Annotated in this window: 16 protein-coding genes and 1 riboswitch; of the genes, 14 read left to right on the top strand and 2 right to left on the bottom strand. The window is 35.8% G+C overall.

The features are described from left to right. Positions 1–96: 96 nt before the first annotated feature. Positions 97–987: a LysR family transcriptional regulator gene (locus tag LACWKB10_RS02505; protein WP_034978423.1), complete on the top strand. Its 891-nt coding sequence runs from the start codon at positions 97–99 to the stop codon at positions 985–987. 176 nt (positions 988–1163) lie between these two features. Here the strand turns inward: LACWKB10_RS02505 and dapF are convergent, their stop codons facing one another. Further along, the gene (gene dapF, locus LACWKB10_RS02500; RefSeq protein WP_034978419.1) at positions 1164–2150 is read right to left on the bottom strand and encodes a diaminopimelate epimerase; all 987 of its coding nucleotides are present in this window, start codon (positions 2148–2150) and stop codon (positions 1164–1166) included. A gap of 17 nt (positions 2151–2167) precedes the next feature. Then, positions 2168–3520, bottom strand: a complete 1353-nt coding sequence (locus LACWKB10_RS02495) for an aspartate kinase (protein ID WP_034978416.1) — start codon at positions 3518–3520, stop codon at positions 2168–2170. 281 nt (positions 3521–3801) lie between these two features. After that, a riboswitch (Lysine riboswitch) is annotated at positions 3802–3980 on the top strand. Positions 3981–4064: 84 nt separating this feature from the next. Here LACWKB10_RS02495 and lysA point away from each other — a divergent pair. The 13 genes from lysA to LACWKB10_RS02430 all read left to right on the top strand — a co-directional run bounded on the left by lysA (position 4065) and on the right by LACWKB10_RS02430 (position 17026). Further along, positions 4065–5378 carry a diaminopimelate decarboxylase gene (gene lysA / locus LACWKB10_RS02490; protein ID WP_034978413.1) on the top strand — a complete coding sequence of 438 codons (1314 nt, stop codon included), beginning with the start codon at positions 4065–4067 and terminating at the stop codon, positions 5376–5378. Positions 5379–5387: 9 nt separating this feature from the next. Further along, entirely contained in the window at positions 5388–6098 is a 711-nt protein-coding gene (dapD, locus tag LACWKB10_RS02485; protein WP_034978410.1) for a 2,3,4,5-tetrahydropyridine-2,6-dicarboxylate N-acetyltransferase, read from the top strand. Between the two features lie 8 nt (positions 6099–6106). After that, positions 6107–7246, top strand: coding sequence for an N-acetyldiaminopimelate deacetylase (locus LACWKB10_RS02480; protein WP_034978407.1), 1140 nt, complete (start codon positions 6107–6109; stop codon positions 7244–7246). 18 nt (positions 7247–7264) lie between these two features. Continuing rightward, positions 7265–8185 (top strand): 4-hydroxy-tetrahydrodipicolinate synthase, encoded by a 921-nt coding sequence (gene dapA, locus LACWKB10_RS02475; RefSeq protein ID WP_034978404.1) that lies wholly within the window; start codon positions 7265–7267, stop codon positions 8183–8185. Position 8186: 1 nt separating this feature from the next. Next, positions 8187–8945 (top strand): 4-hydroxy-tetrahydrodipicolinate reductase, encoded by a 759-nt coding sequence (gene dapB, locus LACWKB10_RS02470; protein WP_034978401.1) that lies wholly within the window; start codon positions 8187–8189, stop codon positions 8943–8945. Between the two features lie 18 nt (positions 8946–8963). After that, positions 8964–10151, top strand: coding sequence for an aminotransferase class I/II-fold pyridoxal phosphate-dependent enzyme (locus LACWKB10_RS02465; protein WP_034978398.1), 1188 nt, complete (start codon positions 8964–8966; stop codon positions 10149–10151). Then, positions 10148–11215, top strand: a complete 1068-nt coding sequence (locus LACWKB10_RS02460) for an aspartate-semialdehyde dehydrogenase (protein WP_034978395.1) — start codon at positions 10148–10150, stop codon at positions 11213–11215. The genes LACWKB10_RS02465 and LACWKB10_RS02460 overlap by 4 nt, the downstream gene beginning before the upstream one ends. 231 nt (positions 11216–11446) lie before the next feature. Further along, positions 11447–12265 carry a PTS sugar transporter subunit IIC gene (locus tag LACWKB10_RS02455; protein ID WP_052060247.1) on the top strand — a complete coding sequence of 273 codons (819 nt, stop codon included), beginning with the start codon at positions 11447–11449 and terminating at the stop codon, positions 12263–12265. Continuing rightward, complete coding sequence (locus LACWKB10_RS02450) at positions 12262–13098, top strand: PTS system mannose/fructose/sorbose family transporter subunit IID (protein WP_034978392.1); 837 nt, start codon at positions 12262–12264, stop codon at positions 13096–13098. The genes LACWKB10_RS02455 and LACWKB10_RS02450 overlap by 4 nt, the downstream gene beginning before the upstream one ends. 17 nt (positions 13099–13115) lie before the next feature. Further along, positions 13116–13559: a PTS sugar transporter subunit IIA gene (locus LACWKB10_RS02445; RefSeq protein WP_052060246.1), complete on the top strand. Its 444-nt coding sequence runs from the start codon at positions 13116–13118 to the stop codon at positions 13557–13559. Then, on the top strand, positions 13534–14034 hold the full coding sequence (locus LACWKB10_RS02440) for a PTS sugar transporter subunit IIB (RefSeq protein WP_034978387.1): 501 nt from the start codon (positions 13534–13536) through the stop codon (positions 14032–14034). The genes LACWKB10_RS02445 and LACWKB10_RS02440 overlap by 26 nt, the downstream gene beginning before the upstream one ends. Next, positions 14024–15082 (top strand): tyrosine-protein phosphatase, encoded by a 1059-nt coding sequence (locus LACWKB10_RS02435; RefSeq protein ID WP_034978384.1) that lies wholly within the window; start codon positions 14024–14026, stop codon positions 15080–15082. The genes LACWKB10_RS02440 and LACWKB10_RS02435 overlap by 11 nt, the downstream gene beginning before the upstream one ends. A 54-nt stretch (positions 15083–15136) precedes the next feature. Then, on the top strand, positions 15137–17026 hold the full coding sequence (locus tag LACWKB10_RS02430) for a helix-turn-helix domain-containing protein (RefSeq protein WP_034978381.1): 1890 nt from the start codon (positions 15137–15139) through the stop codon (positions 17024–17026). Positions 17027–17249: the final 223 nt, after the last annotated feature.

Genomic DNA, 17249 nt, shown 5'->3' with positions numbered 1-17249 from the left:
TATCCTTTCTTTTACTCTTGCAATTAATGATAGACTGCGGGGTATAGTACTGAGTTTTATAATTTGGAATAGCTTATCACTAAAAGGAATAGTAAAATGAATTTTACCCAACTTCGTTGTTTCATCACTGTCAGTGACAATTTAAGCTTCACGGTTGCAGCACGCAAACTTAATTTTTCGCAATCTGCAATTTCAAAAAATATTAATGACTTGGAAAAAGAATTAAAAACCCAACTTCTTGTTCGTAATCCACATCAAATTGCATTGACAACTGATGGTATCTATTTTTACAATGTGGCCCTCAATATTCTTAAGGAAAAAGATGCAGCAATTGCTAATATCAAAAATATTCATCAGGAAAAGTCTTTCCGTGATATCAAAATTGGGTTGGACTATTCGCCTTTTGAAAGTATCTTTTTACCAGATTTTTTAAAGGGGTTTGAACCAACAAGTTTCAATTTTATTGTTAATTATTTAGGAAACTATGTTTCTCAAATTGCTAATAATAAGATTGATATGGCACTGGTTTCAAGTGACCTTGTTAATAATGCTGTAGGAATAAGATTTGACCAATTACTTGCTGGAAAGTTTTTGCTGATGTTTAATTCTGATAACAATCTGCGTTTTAAAAAAACAGTAAATTTAGCTGAACTTAAAAATTATAGAGTATTAGTTTTATTCACAGATCAAACTTATCCTAGCCTTTTTAAGCTTAACCAACTTCTATATCAAAAACTCGATAAGAAGAATGTTAAGGCAGTTGATAACTACTTTTTAATGTACAACTACGTTCTGGCTGCGGAAAGAGTAGTAGCGATTATTCCTAATTTTGCCATTAATCCTGCTCAAAAAGGTATAAGTTACCGGCAACTAAATTACTATGATGATTTTTCATATGGATTAGCGTATTCATCTCTAAGAGAAAGAGATCCGTTGATTTCAAAAATAATGGCAAATTTAAGGCAAAGTATCAAATCTGATATCTAGATACTATTCTTTAAAGAAAAAGCTCAATTTCAAAAGTTGTCTATGTTCTGATGTTTTTGATAAAAAATCATAATAAATTATTAATATATTAATTAAAAACAATGATAATGTAACTATAAATATAAGCCATAAAAAACCAAACTTGTTTAAGTTTGGTTTTTAAAATATCAGCTGCTTTAGTTATTATTCACAGCAATAAAATTCTGATATGCTTCATTTTCTGAAGTAGTTGTAATCTTAAAATTATTAAAATCGGGCTGCTTCTGGTGCAAGTCATTTTCTGCAACGTCAATATAATGTGTAACTGTCGCATTTCCAATTAATTCAATCCAACAGCTATTGGCGTTGCGATGTACCTTTGTTTGGACAAATCCTCCGGGATTTGAAACAGTCAGCAATTTATTAAACAGATCCTGTGACTTGTTAGTCAAAGCGTAAATTAAGCTTGCTGCAGACATGCCAGTACCACAAGCATTGGTAAAACCTACACCGCGCTCAAAAGTGCGGACGAAAAGGTGGTCAGAACTCAGAACCTGAGCAAAACTGACGTTTACTCCGTCTGGAAAATAAGGATTTTTCTGATTTAATTTTGTTCCTAAATTTGCTAACAAGTCACTTTTTAAAACTTCATCTGAAACTAAACTAATCAAATGAGGATTGGGAACAGCAACTGCTGAAAAGGTTAACTTGGGTGCAAATTCAGGTACTGCTTGGTTTAGTAGTTCAGAGCAACCTAAGTTAGTAAAAGGAAGATCTCCAGCTGCAAAACTAACTGGGCTGATTTCGACACTAACTGCTTTAACGTTTTGAGCCCAGTCTGCCTGACAACTGACACGCAAATCGCTTTGCATTGTTTCGACTTTGAAAGATTGCTTGTGGTATTTTTGCGCTAGATAACGACCTACAGTTCGTAGGCCATTGCCACACATGGAAGCAAAAGAACCGTCAGCATTAATGACCTGCATTTTGCCTATGGCTTGTGGGTGCTGCGAATTGCTTACTACTAACAAGCCATCAGCACCGTTTAATAATCCTGTGGCGGAGTTAGTTATTTGTTGGGCCAAATTAACTAATTCATTTTTAGTTAAAGGAGTTTGCAATTGGGTTTGATCTAGTAGAAAAAATGTATTCTGTGAACCGTGAACTTTTTGTAGTTGTACCATAAAAATTGCTCCTTAAATCAATTAAAAAACTTGTGATAGATTTCTTTAACGGCAGCTGCTGCGTCTGCTTTTTTAGTACCCAGCATAATTGAGATCCTTGAAGCACCTTGGTTAATCATATGAATTGCAATATGCTTTTGTGCCAAAGGCAGCGTGATATTCTTCATTACCCCAATTTTGTTTTTCATTCCTTCTCCTACAACCATGATAATGGCATAGTCATTAATCCACTCTAATTGATCAGGATTAAGTGCCTGTTGAATTTCAAGACACATTTGCTGGCGGATTTGCTCATTAAATTGGCGTTTGTCAAAAATCACAGTTAAATCATCAATTCCTGAAGGCATGTGCTCATAAGATATATTAAATTTATAAAAAATTTGTAGTAATTTAAGAGTAAAACCAACCTGTTTATTTAGCAAGTACTTATGTAAATATAATGCTGCAAAATGACCAGAACTAGCTACTCCTGTAATTGTACTTTGAGGCTGAAAGTTATTTTCAGGTACGATCATTGTTCCCGGCAAATCTGGGTGATTGGTATTTTTGACATTAATTGGTATTTGTCCTTCAATTGCAGGAATAATAGCTTCATCGTGAAAAACTGAAAAGCCCGCATATGACAGTTCCCGCAACTCGCGGTATGTCATAACATTAACAGCGTGGGGATGCGTAACTATTCTAGGATCAGCAGCGTAAATAGCATCGACATCAGTGAAATTTTCATAAAGGTCAGCGTCAAGTCCGCGTGCCCAAATTGCTCCTGTAATATCAGAACCACCACGAGAAAAAGTAGCAATTAAACCGTCTTGAGTAACACCATAAAAGCCGGGAACAATTAATAAGTCTGAAGGTTGAGCCCACTTTTGCAAATTGCTGTAAGTTTCCGGTAAAACCTGAGTGTCATTAGGATTGTTGGTCACAATAAAACCAGATTCTTTCGGGTCTAAGAAGCGAGCTGGTATATGACGACTTTGTAAAATTAAAGTCAAAAGCTGAGCATTTAGTTTTTCTCCGTGCGCTTTAAAGCCCGCCATTAAAAAATCCTTGTTTGGATAAGAGATATTGGGTAGATTTTGTAATTCTTGCAATAAGGGCTTTAATAATTGTTCGGGTATTTTAAAATAAGAGGCAATGTCATGATACCTGGACCAAATTGTTTTAACGACTTCCCTGTAATCTTGTTTAGCAATTGCTTTTTGCGCATACTCAATTAATAAATCTGTTACTTTAGTGTCATTTTTATATCTTTTTCCTGGCGCTGAGGTAACTACGATTTTACGAGCCGGATCAGCATTAATAATTTTTAAAACTTTTTGAAATTGTTCTCCGTCCGCTAGAGAACTACCACCAAATTTTACAACTTTCATGTTAATACCTTTCACAATTAAATTTAATTTAAGTAATTAGTATTGGATTTTAACATTAAAATTTTAATCTTCAACCGAAAAAGAAAATTGCTAATTAATAACGCTATTATTTCTCTTAAGATAACTTTGGTAAAAAAGCTGTCGATAAATGCCGGTTTTAACGGTCTTCGCTGCAGCTTTGAAACAATTAATTACAAAAAATAATTTTAGGGATTTGAAAATCAAAAAATATTTACCAGCAAAAATGGTTGACAATCATATTAATTAATAATAATATTTTAATAAATCGAAGAGGTTGCAACCAACAAAAGTAGCTGGTGGAGTTTCTGCAAAAGCTGAGAAGCCAGTAAAAGGGGCGGTTGCCGAAGCATTAATTATTGCGGTAATTAATTAGCTGGGACGTAATCTAACAGGTTACGGACTGTCGCAATTTTATATTCGCGGAGCGCTATCGACAAAATTGATACCAGATAATAACTTGAAGGACTCTTTTGTTAAGCACAACAAGAGAGCCTTTTTTATTTAACAAAAAGGAGAGACTTAAATGGCTGCTAATGATTATTACCAGACTAACATTCAAGGTCACTTGGCAATTGGTGGGGTGGATGCATTGAAACTGGCAAAGGAGTTTGGTACCCCATTAGTTGTTTATGACGTACAAAAAATCAGACAGCAATTTCAGGCTTTCCAAAATGCATTTGCAGAAGAAAATGTGAATTATGCAATTAGTTATGCCAGTAAGGCTTTTGCTACAATTGCGATTTATCAGGTAATTAATGAACTTGGTGGACATGTTGATGTGGTTTCTGGCGGAGAATTGTACACAGCTCTAGAAGCAGGATTTCCGGCAGAAAAAATCAGTTTTCATGGTAATAATAAGACAGCAGATGAGCTATTAATGGCTGTCCAAAATCATGTCGGTGTCATTGTTTTGGATAATTTTTATGAAATTAAGTTGCTGACGCAAATTTTGCAAAAAACAAATGCTCAAGTGCAAGTAATGCTGAGGCTAACTCCAGGAGTCTCAGCTCATACTCACGAGTATGATCAAACTGGTCAAGAGGACAGTAAATTTGGTTTTGATATTAGATCAGGTCAAGCCGAGCAGGCATTTTTAGAGGTAAAAGCTAATAAACAGATGGACTTGATCGGCCTCCATGCTCATATCGGTTCACAAATTTTGGAAACAGCTGGTTTTAAGCTGGAAGTTGAAAAACTTATGCAACTGGTCAATAACTGGAAACAAAAATATGATTACCAGCCTCAAGTCTTAAATTTAGGTGGCGGGTTTGGCATTAGATATACCAAACAGGACAAAGTTTTGACTGCGCAAGCTTTTATCAGCCAAATAGTGCAGACAGTCAAAAAATGCATACAAGAAAGTCACTTAAAAATGCCGGCTATCTGGATAGAACCGGGTCGTTCAATTGTAGGGGAGGCTGGTTATAGCTTATATACAGTTGGTGCACGCAAAGAAGTACCGGGACTATTGCCTTACGTTACAGTAGATGGTGGTATGGGAGATAATATCAGACCGGCACTTTATCAAGCACAATATGAGGCATTATTAGCAGAAAATCCTCATGCAGAGCCTGAAGAAACTGTCAGACTGGCAGGGCGCTATTGTGAATCAGGCGATATTCTTATTAACGAACTGTCACTGCCTCAAAGTAAACCAGGTGATGTAATTGCAGTTCTGGCTACTGGGGCCTATGGCTATAGTATGGCTTCAAATTATAACCGTGTTCCACGTCCAGCCGTTGTATTTGCAGAAAATGGTCAAGCACAAGTAGTAGTTACACGTGAAACTTATGCGGATCTAATCAGCCATGATCGCTTTTATCAAACGAAAGGATAATTAATAAATATGAAAAAAATGTCGGCTGCTGAAATCATTGATTTCATTGCTAATTCAACCAAAAAAACACCAGTTAAAGTATATGTCAAAGGTGAGATGGCTAAACTGGACTGGCCTGAAGATTGCAAAATTTTTAATGAAACTCACACTGGTGTCGTTTTTGGAGATTGGCAAGTATTGAAACCCTTTTTAGAAAAAAACGCAGAAAAGATAACATATTATCAAGTGGAAAATGTCAGTCGTAATTCTGCTATTCCCTTATTAGATCTAAAAAACGTCTCAGCCAGAATTGAACCTGGTGCGCTTATCCGTGAAAACGTTGAGATAGGGAAAAATGCTGTAATCATGATGGGTGCAGTCATTAATATTGGTGCGGAAATTGGTGAAAATGCCATGATTGATATGAATGCTGTTTTGGGCGGTAGAGCAATCATTGGTGCTAACAGTCATGTTGGAGCGGGTGCCGTAATTGCCGGAGTTGTCGAACCGGCTTCAGCACAGCCTGTGAAAATTGGCAAAAACGTTTTGATTGGTGCTAACGCCGTGGTTTTAGAAGGTGTCCAAGTTGGCGACCATGCAGTGGTAGCAGCAGGTGCTGTAGTAACTAAAGATGTCCCAGCAAATAGTGTCGTAGCCGGAGTGCCGGCAAAAGTTGTTAAAATGCGTGATCAAAAAACTGCCTCTAAGACAGGAATTGAACAGGGATTAAGAAAGCTGTGAATTAATTAATGTTAACTTCTGAGCAACTCGTTAAAATTCGCCGAGATTTACACCAAATCCCTGAATTAGCCTTGCATGAACACCAAACACAAAAATATTTATTACAGATTATTGGCAATTTTACTCAAAAATATATTGAAGTTCGCACATGCCCTGAGGTGCCCACAGCAATATTGGTCAGGGTTCAGGGAAGTAAACCGCAAAAAACAATCGGTTATCGAGCAGATATTGATGGATTACCTATTGAAGAAAAAACGTCTCTGCCGTTTGCCTCCAAATCTCAAGGTCAAATGCATGCCTGTGGTCACGATATTCACATGACAGTGGCACTGGGAATTTTGGATTATTTTTGTGAACATCAGCCACAGGATAATTTGCTTTTCTTTTTTCAACCAGCTGAAGAAAGTGAAAGTGGCGGTAAAAAATCCTATGAGGCTGGAATCTTTACTGGCAAATGGCGTCCAGACGAGTTTTTTGCCTTGCACGTTACTCCTGACTTACCTACTGGCACAATTGGCTGCCGTTTAGGAACATTATTTGCGGGAACAACTGAAATCAATATTGATTTATATGGTAAAGATGGGCATGCCGCATATCCACAACAAGCCAATGATATGGTAGTAGCTGCTTCTTCTTTAATAGAACAAATTCAGACAATTGTATCACGTAGTATTGATCCCATTGCAAGCGGAGTTATTACAATAGGAAAGGTCAGAGCCGGAACAGTTAGAAATGCTATTGCAGGTCATGCTCATCTAGAAGGGACTATTCGCGGACTAACCCAAAAAATGATTGAAAGAATAGATCAGCGCCTGCGGGATGTGACTCAAGGAATAGCGCAAAGTTTTAATGCTAAGGTTGATTTGCAGCTTAATCAGGGTGGCTATTGGCCAGTTGAAAATGACCCCCAAATTACAGCAGAATTCATTAATTATATGAAGAAAAATCCTCAAATTGATTACCAAGAGATGCAACCGGCTATGACAGGGGAAGATTTTGGCTACTTACTGGCACAAATTCCCGGTACCATGTTCTGGCTGGGGGTGAACGATAATTCTCAACTCCATTCTGCAACCTTTAACCCACACGAAGAAGCAATAGTAACAGGAATTAAAGCAATGGTAGGTTTTTTACTGAGTCATATGTAGCTCAAAAGGAGAAAAAACATGACTAATTTTGATAAAGCAGATTTATTGACCGCGATAATTACGCCCTTTAATAAAGAAGGAAAAGTTGATTATCCCGGACTGAAAGAATTGACAGAACATTTAATTAATACCGGCAGCAATGGTTTTGTGATTGGTGGCACCACTGGGGAAACAGCAACAATGACCCATGATGAAAAAATAGAACTATATACTAAGTTTGCTCAAATAATTGCGGGGCGAGTCCCCGTAATTGCGGGCACGGGCAGTAATAATACTGAACAGACAGTTGCATTTACTCAAGAAGTAGGGCAAATTCCTGGCATTGATATGGCTTTGGTAGTAGCGCCATATTATAACAAGCCTAATCAAAGAGGAATTATAGCCCACTTTGAAAAAGTGGCAGAAAATTCTCCCGTCCCAATTATTATTTATAACATTCCAGGTCGGACTGGAATTAAGATTAGCAAAGAAACTTTGGTTAGTCTGTCACATAATCCTAAAATTGCTGGTGTTAAGCAATGTGCGGAGTTAGAAGACTTAGAATATATTGTCGAACACGCAGCAAGTGACTTTTTAGTGTATACAGGCGAAGACTTGCAATCTTTAACTGCTAAAGTTTTAGGTGCAAAAGGAGTGATTTCGGTAGCTTCTCATGTTTATGGTTCGGCCATGCGTGAAATGTATGATGATTTAAATCAGGGTAAAGTAGCTGCAGCAGGGAAATTGCAAAGACGACTAATGCCGAAGATGCAAGCCTTATTCATGTATCCTTCACCATCTCCAGTTAAAGCTGTCTTAAATGCACAAGGCTTACCATCTGGTGGCTGTCGTCTGCCTATTATGGATTTAAATGAAGCAGAAAAAAGGCAATTAGCTGTTCATTTAGGTTTAGATGAATCAGCTTTATTGCATAAACTGCCGTTAGAACTAGGAGTATAATATGAAAAAAATTTTGGTAGCTGGGGCCACAGGATCTATGGGAAAACAAACAGTGCAATTAGTTAATAAATTAACTGATTGTCAATTAGTAGCTGTTTTAGCTCCAACGGCATCTAAAAGTTCAGAATTTGGAGCTTCAGTTAAATGCTTTGACAATTTGACTGCTGTTGATATTGATGCCGATATTTGGATTGATTTTACCACCCCACAAGCCGTTTATGAAAATACTAAATTTGCTTTGGAACACCATATGCACCCCATTGTTGGAACAAGTGGTTTAACCCCAGATCAAACAAAAAAGCTGCAAGCAATTGCACAAAAAGAAAAAATTGGTGGCATTATTGCTCCAAATTTTGGTTTGTCGGCTGTCTTATTAATGAAGTTTGCACAAGAAGCTGCCCGTTATTTTCCTGATGCAGAAGTAATTGAAATGCATCATGCTGATAAAAGGGATGCACCTAGTGCAACAGCAATAGCGACTGCAAAATTAATAGCAGCTAGTCGTAACCCAGAAAATTGCTCTCAATCTGCGAATGATTCTGCAGCTCGCGGTGCTGATTATGATAGTGTTCCTGTACATTCCGTTCGCTTACCAGGCTATGTAGCTCACGAACAAGTGCTTTTTGGCGGTCCCGGAGAAGCTTTAACTATCAGACAAGATTCATTTTCTCGTTCTTCATTTATGCAGGGCGTGAAAGTGGCCTTGAGTCGGGTAATGGATTTACCAGATTTAGTGGTCGGTTTAGACCAGATTTTATAATTTATAAGGAGAACAAAAATGCCACAATTAGCTACTGATTTAACTTCTATTATTCATACACCATTAGAAAAAATCCCTCCTTCTGGTATACGTGCTTTTGCCCAAAAAGTTGAGGATATTCCTGGCTTAATAAAATTGACTTTAGGAGAACCTGATTTAAATACACCTGAACATGTTAAAAAAGCAGCTGCTCAGAGCATTTTAGATAATGATTCACATTATTCTGCTCAAAAAGGAACACCCAGATTGCGTCAGGCTATTAGCAACTTTTTACAGCGCAAGCAGGGCTTAACTTATGATCCTGACAGCGAAATTGTAGTTACAGTGGGTGCAACTGAAGCTATAGCCGCAACAATGCTGGCTTTGTTTCAACCGGGGGATGAAATTATTGTACCTACTCCTTCTTATGCCCTTTATTTTCCATTAATTCAATACACTAAAGCTGAGTTGGTTGCTATTAATACAGCAGAAACAAATTTTGTGTTAACTCCCGAAGATTTGGAAAAGACACTGGATGAGCACCCTCATGCTAAAGCAATTTTACTGAATTATCCTACTAATCCAACTGGCAGGGAATGTCCCAGTTCTGTTTTAGAGCAAATAGCACCAATCATTAAAGAGCATCACCTTTATGTGATTTCTGATGAAATATATAGTGAGCTGACTTATAACTTTAATCACGTATCGATTGCGCATTATTTACCCGATCGTACCCTACTAATTAATGGCTTATCCAAGTCTCATGCGATGACCGGTTACCGTCTGGGTTATGTAACTGGACCAGCCGATCTAATTAGCTTAATTGCAAAAATGCATGCATTCTTGGTTACAGCTCCATCAAATTCGGCACAAGCAGCAGCTGCTGAGGCCTTGGAAAATGGTGATCAGGATCCGGTAGAAGCACGACCAATTTATCAAAAACGGCGTGACTATATTGTTGGTGCATTAAATAATATGGGTTTAGAAACTCATGCCAGTGAGGGTGCATTTTACGTTTTTGCCAAAATACCGGCAAGTTATGGTAAGGATGATGAAGCCTTCGCACTGGATTTGGCCCATAAAGCCAAAGTTGGTGGCACTCCGGGTAATGCTTTTGGTCCTGGCGGAGAAGGCTATATTCGCTTTTCTTATGCTGCCAGTGACGAAAATCTACATACGGCTATGAGTCGAATTCAAAAGTTTTTAACAGAAAAGGGTGAAAATTGATGAGAGAGTATGTAGTTGCAATTTTGGGCGCTACAGGTGCAGTAGGTCAACGTTTAATTAGTGAACTGGAAAAAGCAGCAATTCCAGTCAAGCAAATTAAATTGCTGGCTTCCAAGCGTTCAGCAGGCAAGAAGTTACAATTCAAAGGGCAAGAAATTACAGTTGAAGAGGCACAACCTGAGTCATTCACTGGCGTTGACTTGGTTTTATCATCTGCTGGCGGTGCTATTTCAAAAAAGTTGTTGCCTGAAGCTGTAAAAAGGGGGGCAGTATGTGTAGATAATACAAGTGCTTTCCGTATGAATGATGATGTTCCACTAATTGTGCCTGGAGTTAACGATGACCAATTAGCTAATCATCATGGCATTATTGCCAATCCTAATTGCTCGACCATTCAGATGGTAGCCGCGCTTTATCCGCTTCACGTTAAATGGGGTATTAAGCAAATTATTGTTTCAACTTACCAAGCTGTTTCTGGCGCTGGCAAAGCGGCCTGGGATGAATTGTTGCGACAAGCACAAGATAGGCTGAATAATCAACAAACTGAAGCCAAAATTTTGCCAACTGCGTCTGCTAAAAAGCATTACCCCATGGCGTTTAACCTATTGCCTCAGATTGATGTTTTTGAAGATGATGGCTATACGCACGAAGAATGGAAAATGATTCATGAAACTAAAAAAATTTTGTTTAATGATCAGGATTCAAAGCAAATAAAAGTTACTGCTACTTGTGTCCGTGTGCCAGTTGAGATTGGTCATGGTGAAACGGTTTATTTCACCTTAAAAGATCAGTCAGCGACTGCTGCTGAAATAAAGCAGGAAATTGAGCGGACTCCCGGATTAGTTTTACAAGACGATCCGCAAAACCAAATTTATCCGCAACCACTTTTAGCAGCAGGCAAAAAAGAGACTTTTGTTGGCCGTATTCGTCCAGACCAAGAAAATCCTGGTGCGTTTAATATGTGGGTAGTTGCTGATAACTTATTAAGGGGCGCTGCCAGCAATACCGTGGAAATTGCAGAGTGTTTAGTCAGAGATAATTTAGTAGATGTACCAAGTAGATAGGAAGTTTTAAGTTAATTAATAAGATAAACCAAGCTTGCAAAAGACAAAAGCTTGGTTTTTATTTACTTAAAATTAGTTATTGAAATAAATATTAGCCAAATTTTCCTACTATTTTTTTGCAATTTTAAACAGTAAAAAATCCATGGATATTGTGAAAGCGCTATTTTATACTGGCAATGTATTAATCAAATATATATAAATTAGAAGTTATTTTATGAAAGGAGTATATTAATGAGTCTTTTAAAAGCTTTGCTCATCGCATTTTGGGCAGGATATTGTTCGTTTGACGATCAGGGACCACAAATGTTTCGGAGGCCTCTCCTTGTTGGTCCAATTGTTGGCTTTATTTTGGGAGACTTGCCAACTGCATTGGTAATTTCAGCAACATTGGAATTAATGTGGATGGGATTAGGCAATATGGCTGGTTATCAAACACCAGATATGATTGTCGGTACAATTATCGGGGTAACTGTTTCCATTACTTCTGGAACGGGAGCTACATCAAAAGGAATTGCAGCTGGAGTTGCAGCAGCAACTACTGTAGCTGTCTTGATTCAACAATTAATAGTAGTTACTCGAGTATTAAAGCAGTTTTTTGAACCGTGGGCCCAAAAACTGGCTAATAATGGTGATTTAAGCGGAATAATGCAAATAAATATTGTTGCTTTTATCATTCAGTTTTCAATTCGTGCAGTGCCAACATTTCTTTTTGTTTATTTTCAAAAAGGCATAATTGATAAAATATTGGCGTTTGTTCCAAGCAATATTTTAAATGGTTTAGGAACAGCGTCATCTCTACTGCCTGCCGTTGGTCTATCTATTTTAATGACAATGATGATGAAAGGAACGTTATGGCCATTCTTAATCTTTGGCTTTGTTTTATCAGCTTATTTAAATTTGGGTATTTTACCAGTTACGTTAATTTCTTTGATTTTCGCTGTAATTTATTCCTACATTATGGAAATCATCGATAAGCAAAATGAAATGGGCTCAGAAGGTAATAGTGTTAATAATCAACAAGTTGATGAAGATGCGGGGTACGATTTATGACTAATGAGGTTGAAACTAAAAACAGGAAAAAAATTACCCGTAAAGATTTGAATAAAGTATTTTGGCGGTTGCAAATTTGGGGACTAAACGTTACTTCAACGTTGGTCTTGACTCAAGCTATTGGCTTTCTCAATGCTATGGTGCCGATTATTCGTCGTCTTTATGGTGATAATAAAGAGCTTAGGATAGAGGCCATGAAGCGACATTTGACCTACTTTTTATCACAAATTACGGCAACAGGTATGATACTTGGAATTACTGCGGCTGTTGAAGAAACAACTAGTGAAGATGAAAAAGAAGCGGTCGTTGCTATCAAGGCAGGTATGATGGGCCCGTTAGCTGGTATTGGTGACAGCGTCTTTAAAATAACTATTCAGGCTATAGCAGGTAGTATTGGTGCTGCATATGCATTGCAAGGAAATGTCTTAGGCCCAATTTTAATGTTTTTAATCTATAACGGAATTAACATTGCTGTTAAATATTATGGAATTATTTTTGGCTATGAAAAGGGTACCGAGTTTATTAAAAGTGGCAACCAAAAGAAAGTTATGCAAAGGATAATTAATATTTCAACAGCGATCGGCGTAATGGTCATTGGCGCACTTATTGCCCAATACGTCAAAATAAATGTTGGTACGGTAATTTATACTAAAGGCACAAAAATTGTAATTCAAAAACTATTAGATGGTGTCATGCCTAAACTTTTACCTTTGCTCTTTACCCTAGGTCTATATAAATTACATTCTTATTTACCACGTAAGTATTTAACTTGGTTAATATTTGCTATTTTGATTTTGGGAACAGTTTTAGCAGTAATGGGAATTATCAAATAATTGTAAGGAGGTTAATGATGGCTATAAATATTATCTTGGCCAGTCACGGCTTGTTTGCTCAAGAAGCATTAAAGTCGGCTGAAATGATTATCGGATTGCCCCAAAAAAATATTGCGGTTTTATCTGTTACTAAAGGTAAAACTTATGAAGAAAGTCTTGATGAGATTCAAACTAAATTAAAAGCGCTTAATGAAAAAAATGCGGAAACTCTTGTCTTAGTTGATATTTTCGGTGGCACCCCAGCTAATGTGTCTACGTATTTAACTTTGACAAATGAAAATGTTTTGGTTTATTCAGGATTAAATATGCCAGTTTTACTGGAACTATGCTTAAGCAATCCTGAAAATTTAGCAGAAGCTAAGAAGATTATTGAAAGAGCATATCCACAAGCATTAGTGAATATTACTGAAAAAGCAAAAGAAGGAGAAAAGCAAAATGGCAATCAAATGGACTCGTATTGATGATAGATTGATTCACGGACAGGTAGCCAGTTCTTGGCTGCGTCATGTTGGAGCTGAACAAATTATATGTATTAGTGATAGGGCAGCTAGTAATCCAGTGCAGGAACAAGTGTTAAAAATGGCCGCACCTGGTTATATTGTGCATGTTTTTGGAGTTGACAAATTTGTTCGTGTTTATCAGAAAAATCCGATTAAAAAAACCACTTTTTTGATACTAACCAGTACTCTTGATTTATTGCACTTAATTGAGGGGGGAGTTGACATAAAGTCAGTTAACTTCGGTGGCATGAGAGAACGTAAAGAGCGTACGATTCGTTATAACAATGATTTGTGTTTTACTCATGAAGAAAAAGATGCTTTGGACAAATTGGTGGACTCGGGATTGGAAATTAATTTCCAAATGGCCGCTTATGATGCTCCTATACCGATCAAAGAATATATTCAACAAGTACAGGGAAAGAACAATGGAAATTGATTACGCAGAAGCATACGTTTTGGATAATGGTCAGACAGAAATAGATATTAAAACTAGTGAACAAAATCTAGATAACTATGAACTTTATTGGACTCTAGATAACGATAGATATACTAGACAAAGGAAATATCTGTTAACAAGTAATAAATGTAAGGTATGTTTTCAATTTGCTTATTCGACTGTTAGACCAACTTATTTTATTTTAAATTTTAAAAACTATGAGCCATTATTATTTGGTTACCGCATTTTGCCCGTACCAGGTATGTACAACCTGCGTGATATCGGTGGATATAGAACTACCGATGGCATGAGAATTAAATGGGGACAAGTTTATCGTTCTGACTATTTGCATAATTTACAGCCCTCAGGTTACACCTTTGTTAAGAACCTGGGATTACATTCAATAATTGATTTTCGTAGCTCTGATGAAGTTAAAGAAACGCCTAATCCTGTTATTGATCCAGAGATTCACACTTTCAATTTTGATCCTAATGCACAAACTGCGGCTATAGCAGGTAAAGCTCAAAATTTGGATACGGGAAAAGACATGAAAGAAAAGGCAAAAGAAGCCTTAGTTAAAGGTGAAACTGGTAATGATCAAATGATCAGACAACAGGAATCTTTTGTTAATAGTCATTCAAGTATTGCGGCTTTTAGCAATACTATAAAAGTCACAGCGCAAAGCAAATATTTACCTAGCTTGCAACATTGTCGAGGTGGCAAAGACAGAACGGGTTTTGCTTTTATGGTTTTAGAAGGTATTCTGGGTGTGCCACAAGATTTACTAGTATATGATTATATGTTAACTAAAAAGGCACGAGCCAAAAAGAATGCCCGTTATTATCAAAAGTTTTTAGAACAAACTGGTGATAAGAAAATTGCAGATTATATGTATTCTCTTTTTGATACTAAAGAAGAATTTATTACTGCTTCAATTACAAAAATAATGCGCGAATATGGCTCTATTTATAACTATGCAACTACCGAATTAAGACTGACTGAAACGGAATATCTGAAGTTACGCCAGTTATTATTAGAAAAAGCATAAGTTTTCAGTTAAAGTAAGCATTAAGATTGTCTAAAAAGGTGAGTTTGTAAAACAATGTTAAATTTAACTTTTCGCGAAATTAATTTGCTAAATCTTTTTTTAAACAATGATTTACTTACTATTTCCGAATTAAAAAAGAAAAGCGGAATTTCCGCACGAACATTGAATACTGAATTTGCGCAAATTAATAAAACTTTGCTTAATGCAGGACATGATATCAGAATTGTTAGTCAAAGAGCTAAAGGCTATTTACTTGACTATTCTTTAGCAGAAAATGAATGGCTGAAATTATTAAAGCAAAATTGTTCGGAATATTTAAATCTTAAATTTAACCACTTATTTCATAATAAATTACGAATTGCTAAAATCTGCAGATTCCTTTGTGCAAGCCCAAACTTCACTAAAATTGATCAACTCGCAAGCAGGCTAAATTTTAGTATTGCAACTATTAATAAGGACATGCGTGATGTGAAGAATTTCTTTAGAATTTATAACTTAAAAATAAAGTCTGTTCCATACTATGGTATGAAAATAATAGGAAAATTTGGTGCAATTCGCTCATGTTTAGTCGATTTATTTGACGTTTATAATTTTGATCAAGAAGATTCGTTGTTGCCCGAATATGCTTTTTCTGAATATGGAGTCACTAAAGATAATTTATTGCAAAAGAGCCAAAGTATATGCCAATTAGTTCATAAATATGATTTTCCGTTGACAGATGATGGCTTTAAACAAGTAACAAAATACCTGCTTATTTATAAATTACGTCCAGACATTAACTTAAAAATAAATCAAAGCATTAAAGTTGAATTGATGCGGTCAAAAGCATTCTTAATTGCAAAAGAGCTAATTAAAAATAATATAAAAGAAGAGCTATATTTAGCCTTGTTTTTATTAATTAATGCGGAAATTGATCAAATACCTGATCTTAAAATACTAAAAACTTTTTCGCAGCAAGTATATCTTCAAACTAAACAAATCTCGGAATCTCTTACAGAACAATTTTCTTTATACATTGATAAAAAATCTGATATTGCTTCTTACATTTATCGAGGCTTCTTTATTAGATATCTCAAAAAAAAATATAATTTTGTTTTCTACAATAGAGAGCTAAGCACAGAAAATGTGGCTCATAAACTTTTTGCCACCAGCTCCTTAACTGTGGCTTTATATAATTGTTGCTCTGATTATGATCAAATGGAGTTAAATGACAGCCTCTTCAATGAAATTATTTTGGGTCTATACAGTAAAATTCACCAGAAACAAAATAGCTATTTTCCCACCAACTTTTTAGTTGTAAACGACTATGGTAAATTAGCAAGTAGTCATTTAATTGGCAAACTTAATTTAGCTAAATATAATGCTAATTATACTTTTGTTTATTCGTATGAATTAAAGAATATCGATTATGCTAATTTTGATTATTTATTAGTTTCTTCAAAGATTAAATCCAGGCTTAAAAATATCCCCATTCCTAAAATAACCTTTTCTTTCTTTTCTGATGATCGTCTGAGAATGGCTTTATGGCAAAGAATATTATCGACCAAGCGAAAAATTGGTTCAATAGCCAATTATTTTAAACAGCCAGTAATAATTACAATAGGAAGTTTGAATGGAAGAATCCAAGAAAAAATAGCTGACCATCTAATCACTCAATTAAATATTTTGCCAAAATATCAACCTAATTTTATTAGATATGTTGAGGCACTACTTTTAAGTGAAGGGTATCATGCTTATCCATATAATATGTATCTCACACTTTTGGGTCCTCACCAAGTTAATAAACATTATTTTGTTTTTAAATTTAAACAACCGGTGATGTTAAATAAGCATAAGGTTTTTAGTTTACAAATTATAGTTCTCGATCTTAGTAAAGGTTTATTAGAAATTAAAAATGGTGACTCTGAATTGCAGCAATACTTTAATATTACTGTTAACAGGTAATTAAGGCATTAATAATAATTTACTTTGGAATATAAAAATTAACTCTTTTAAACTGAATTATTCAGTTTAAAAGAGTTTTTTGCTTAATGTTCGTATTAATTATAATTATACGCGTATGTTAATATTAAGCACTTTCATTTGCTAATAAATACAAACTATTTGATGAACAAGTATAAATTTTATTCGTATTTGATGTTGACAGCAGATTAAAAATTAGATAACC

The sequence above is a fragment of the Lactobacillus sp. wkB10 genome (genome assembly GCF_000760615.1).
Taxonomy (GTDB): domain Bacteria; phylum Bacillota; class Bacilli; order Lactobacillales; family Lactobacillaceae; genus Lactobacillus; species Lactobacillus huangpiensis.
Note: the sequence above shows the minus strand (reverse complement) of the source record. Positions and strands in the feature narration are given on the sequence as shown.

What these genes read in the sequence shown, in the direction of transcription:
- LACWKB10_RS02505 (WP_034978423.1), top strand. Translation starts at nt 97, where the DNA reads ATGAATTTTACCCAACTTCGTTGTTTCATCACTGTCAGTGACAATTTA.
- dapF (WP_034978419.1), bottom strand. Translation starts at nt 2,150, where the DNA reads ATGGTACAACTACAAAAAGTTCACGGTTCACAGAATACATTTTTTCTA.
- LACWKB10_RS02495 (WP_034978416.1), bottom strand. Translation starts at nt 3,520, where the DNA reads ATGAAAGTTGTAAAATTTGGTGGTAGTTCTCTAGCGGACGGAGAACAA.
- lysA (WP_034978413.1), top strand. Translation starts at nt 4,065, where the DNA reads ATGGCTGCTAATGATTATTACCAGACTAACATTCAAGGTCACTTGGCA.
- dapD (WP_034978410.1), top strand. Translation starts at nt 5,388, where the DNA reads ATGAAAAAAATGTCGGCTGCTGAAATCATTGATTTCATTGCTAATTCA.
- LACWKB10_RS02480 (WP_034978407.1), top strand. Translation starts at nt 6,107, where the DNA reads ATGTTAACTTCTGAGCAACTCGTTAAAATTCGCCGAGATTTACACCAA.
- dapA (WP_034978404.1), top strand. Translation starts at nt 7,265, where the DNA reads ATGACTAATTTTGATAAAGCAGATTTATTGACCGCGATAATTACGCCC.
- dapB (WP_034978401.1), top strand. Translation starts at nt 8,187, where the DNA reads ATGAAAAAAATTTTGGTAGCTGGGGCCACAGGATCTATGGGAAAACAA.
- LACWKB10_RS02465 (WP_034978398.1), top strand. Translation starts at nt 8,964, where the DNA reads ATGCCACAATTAGCTACTGATTTAACTTCTATTATTCATACACCATTA.
- LACWKB10_RS02455 (WP_052060247.1), top strand. Translation starts at nt 11,447, where the DNA reads ATGAGTCTTTTAAAAGCTTTGCTCATCGCATTTTGGGCAGGATATTGT.
- LACWKB10_RS02450 (WP_034978392.1), top strand. Translation starts at nt 12,262, where the DNA reads ATGACTAATGAGGTTGAAACTAAAAACAGGAAAAAAATTACCCGTAAA.
- LACWKB10_RS02445 (WP_052060246.1), top strand. Translation starts at nt 13,116, where the DNA reads ATGGCTATAAATATTATCTTGGCCAGTCACGGCTTGTTTGCTCAAGAA.
- LACWKB10_RS02440 (WP_034978387.1), top strand. Translation starts at nt 13,534, where the DNA reads ATGGCAATCAAATGGACTCGTATTGATGATAGATTGATTCACGGACAG.
- LACWKB10_RS02435 (WP_034978384.1), top strand. Translation starts at nt 14,024, where the DNA reads ATGGAAATTGATTACGCAGAAGCATACGTTTTGGATAATGGTCAGACA.
- LACWKB10_RS02430 (WP_034978381.1), top strand. Translation starts at nt 15,137, where the DNA reads ATGTTAAATTTAACTTTTCGCGAAATTAATTTGCTAAATCTTTTTTTA.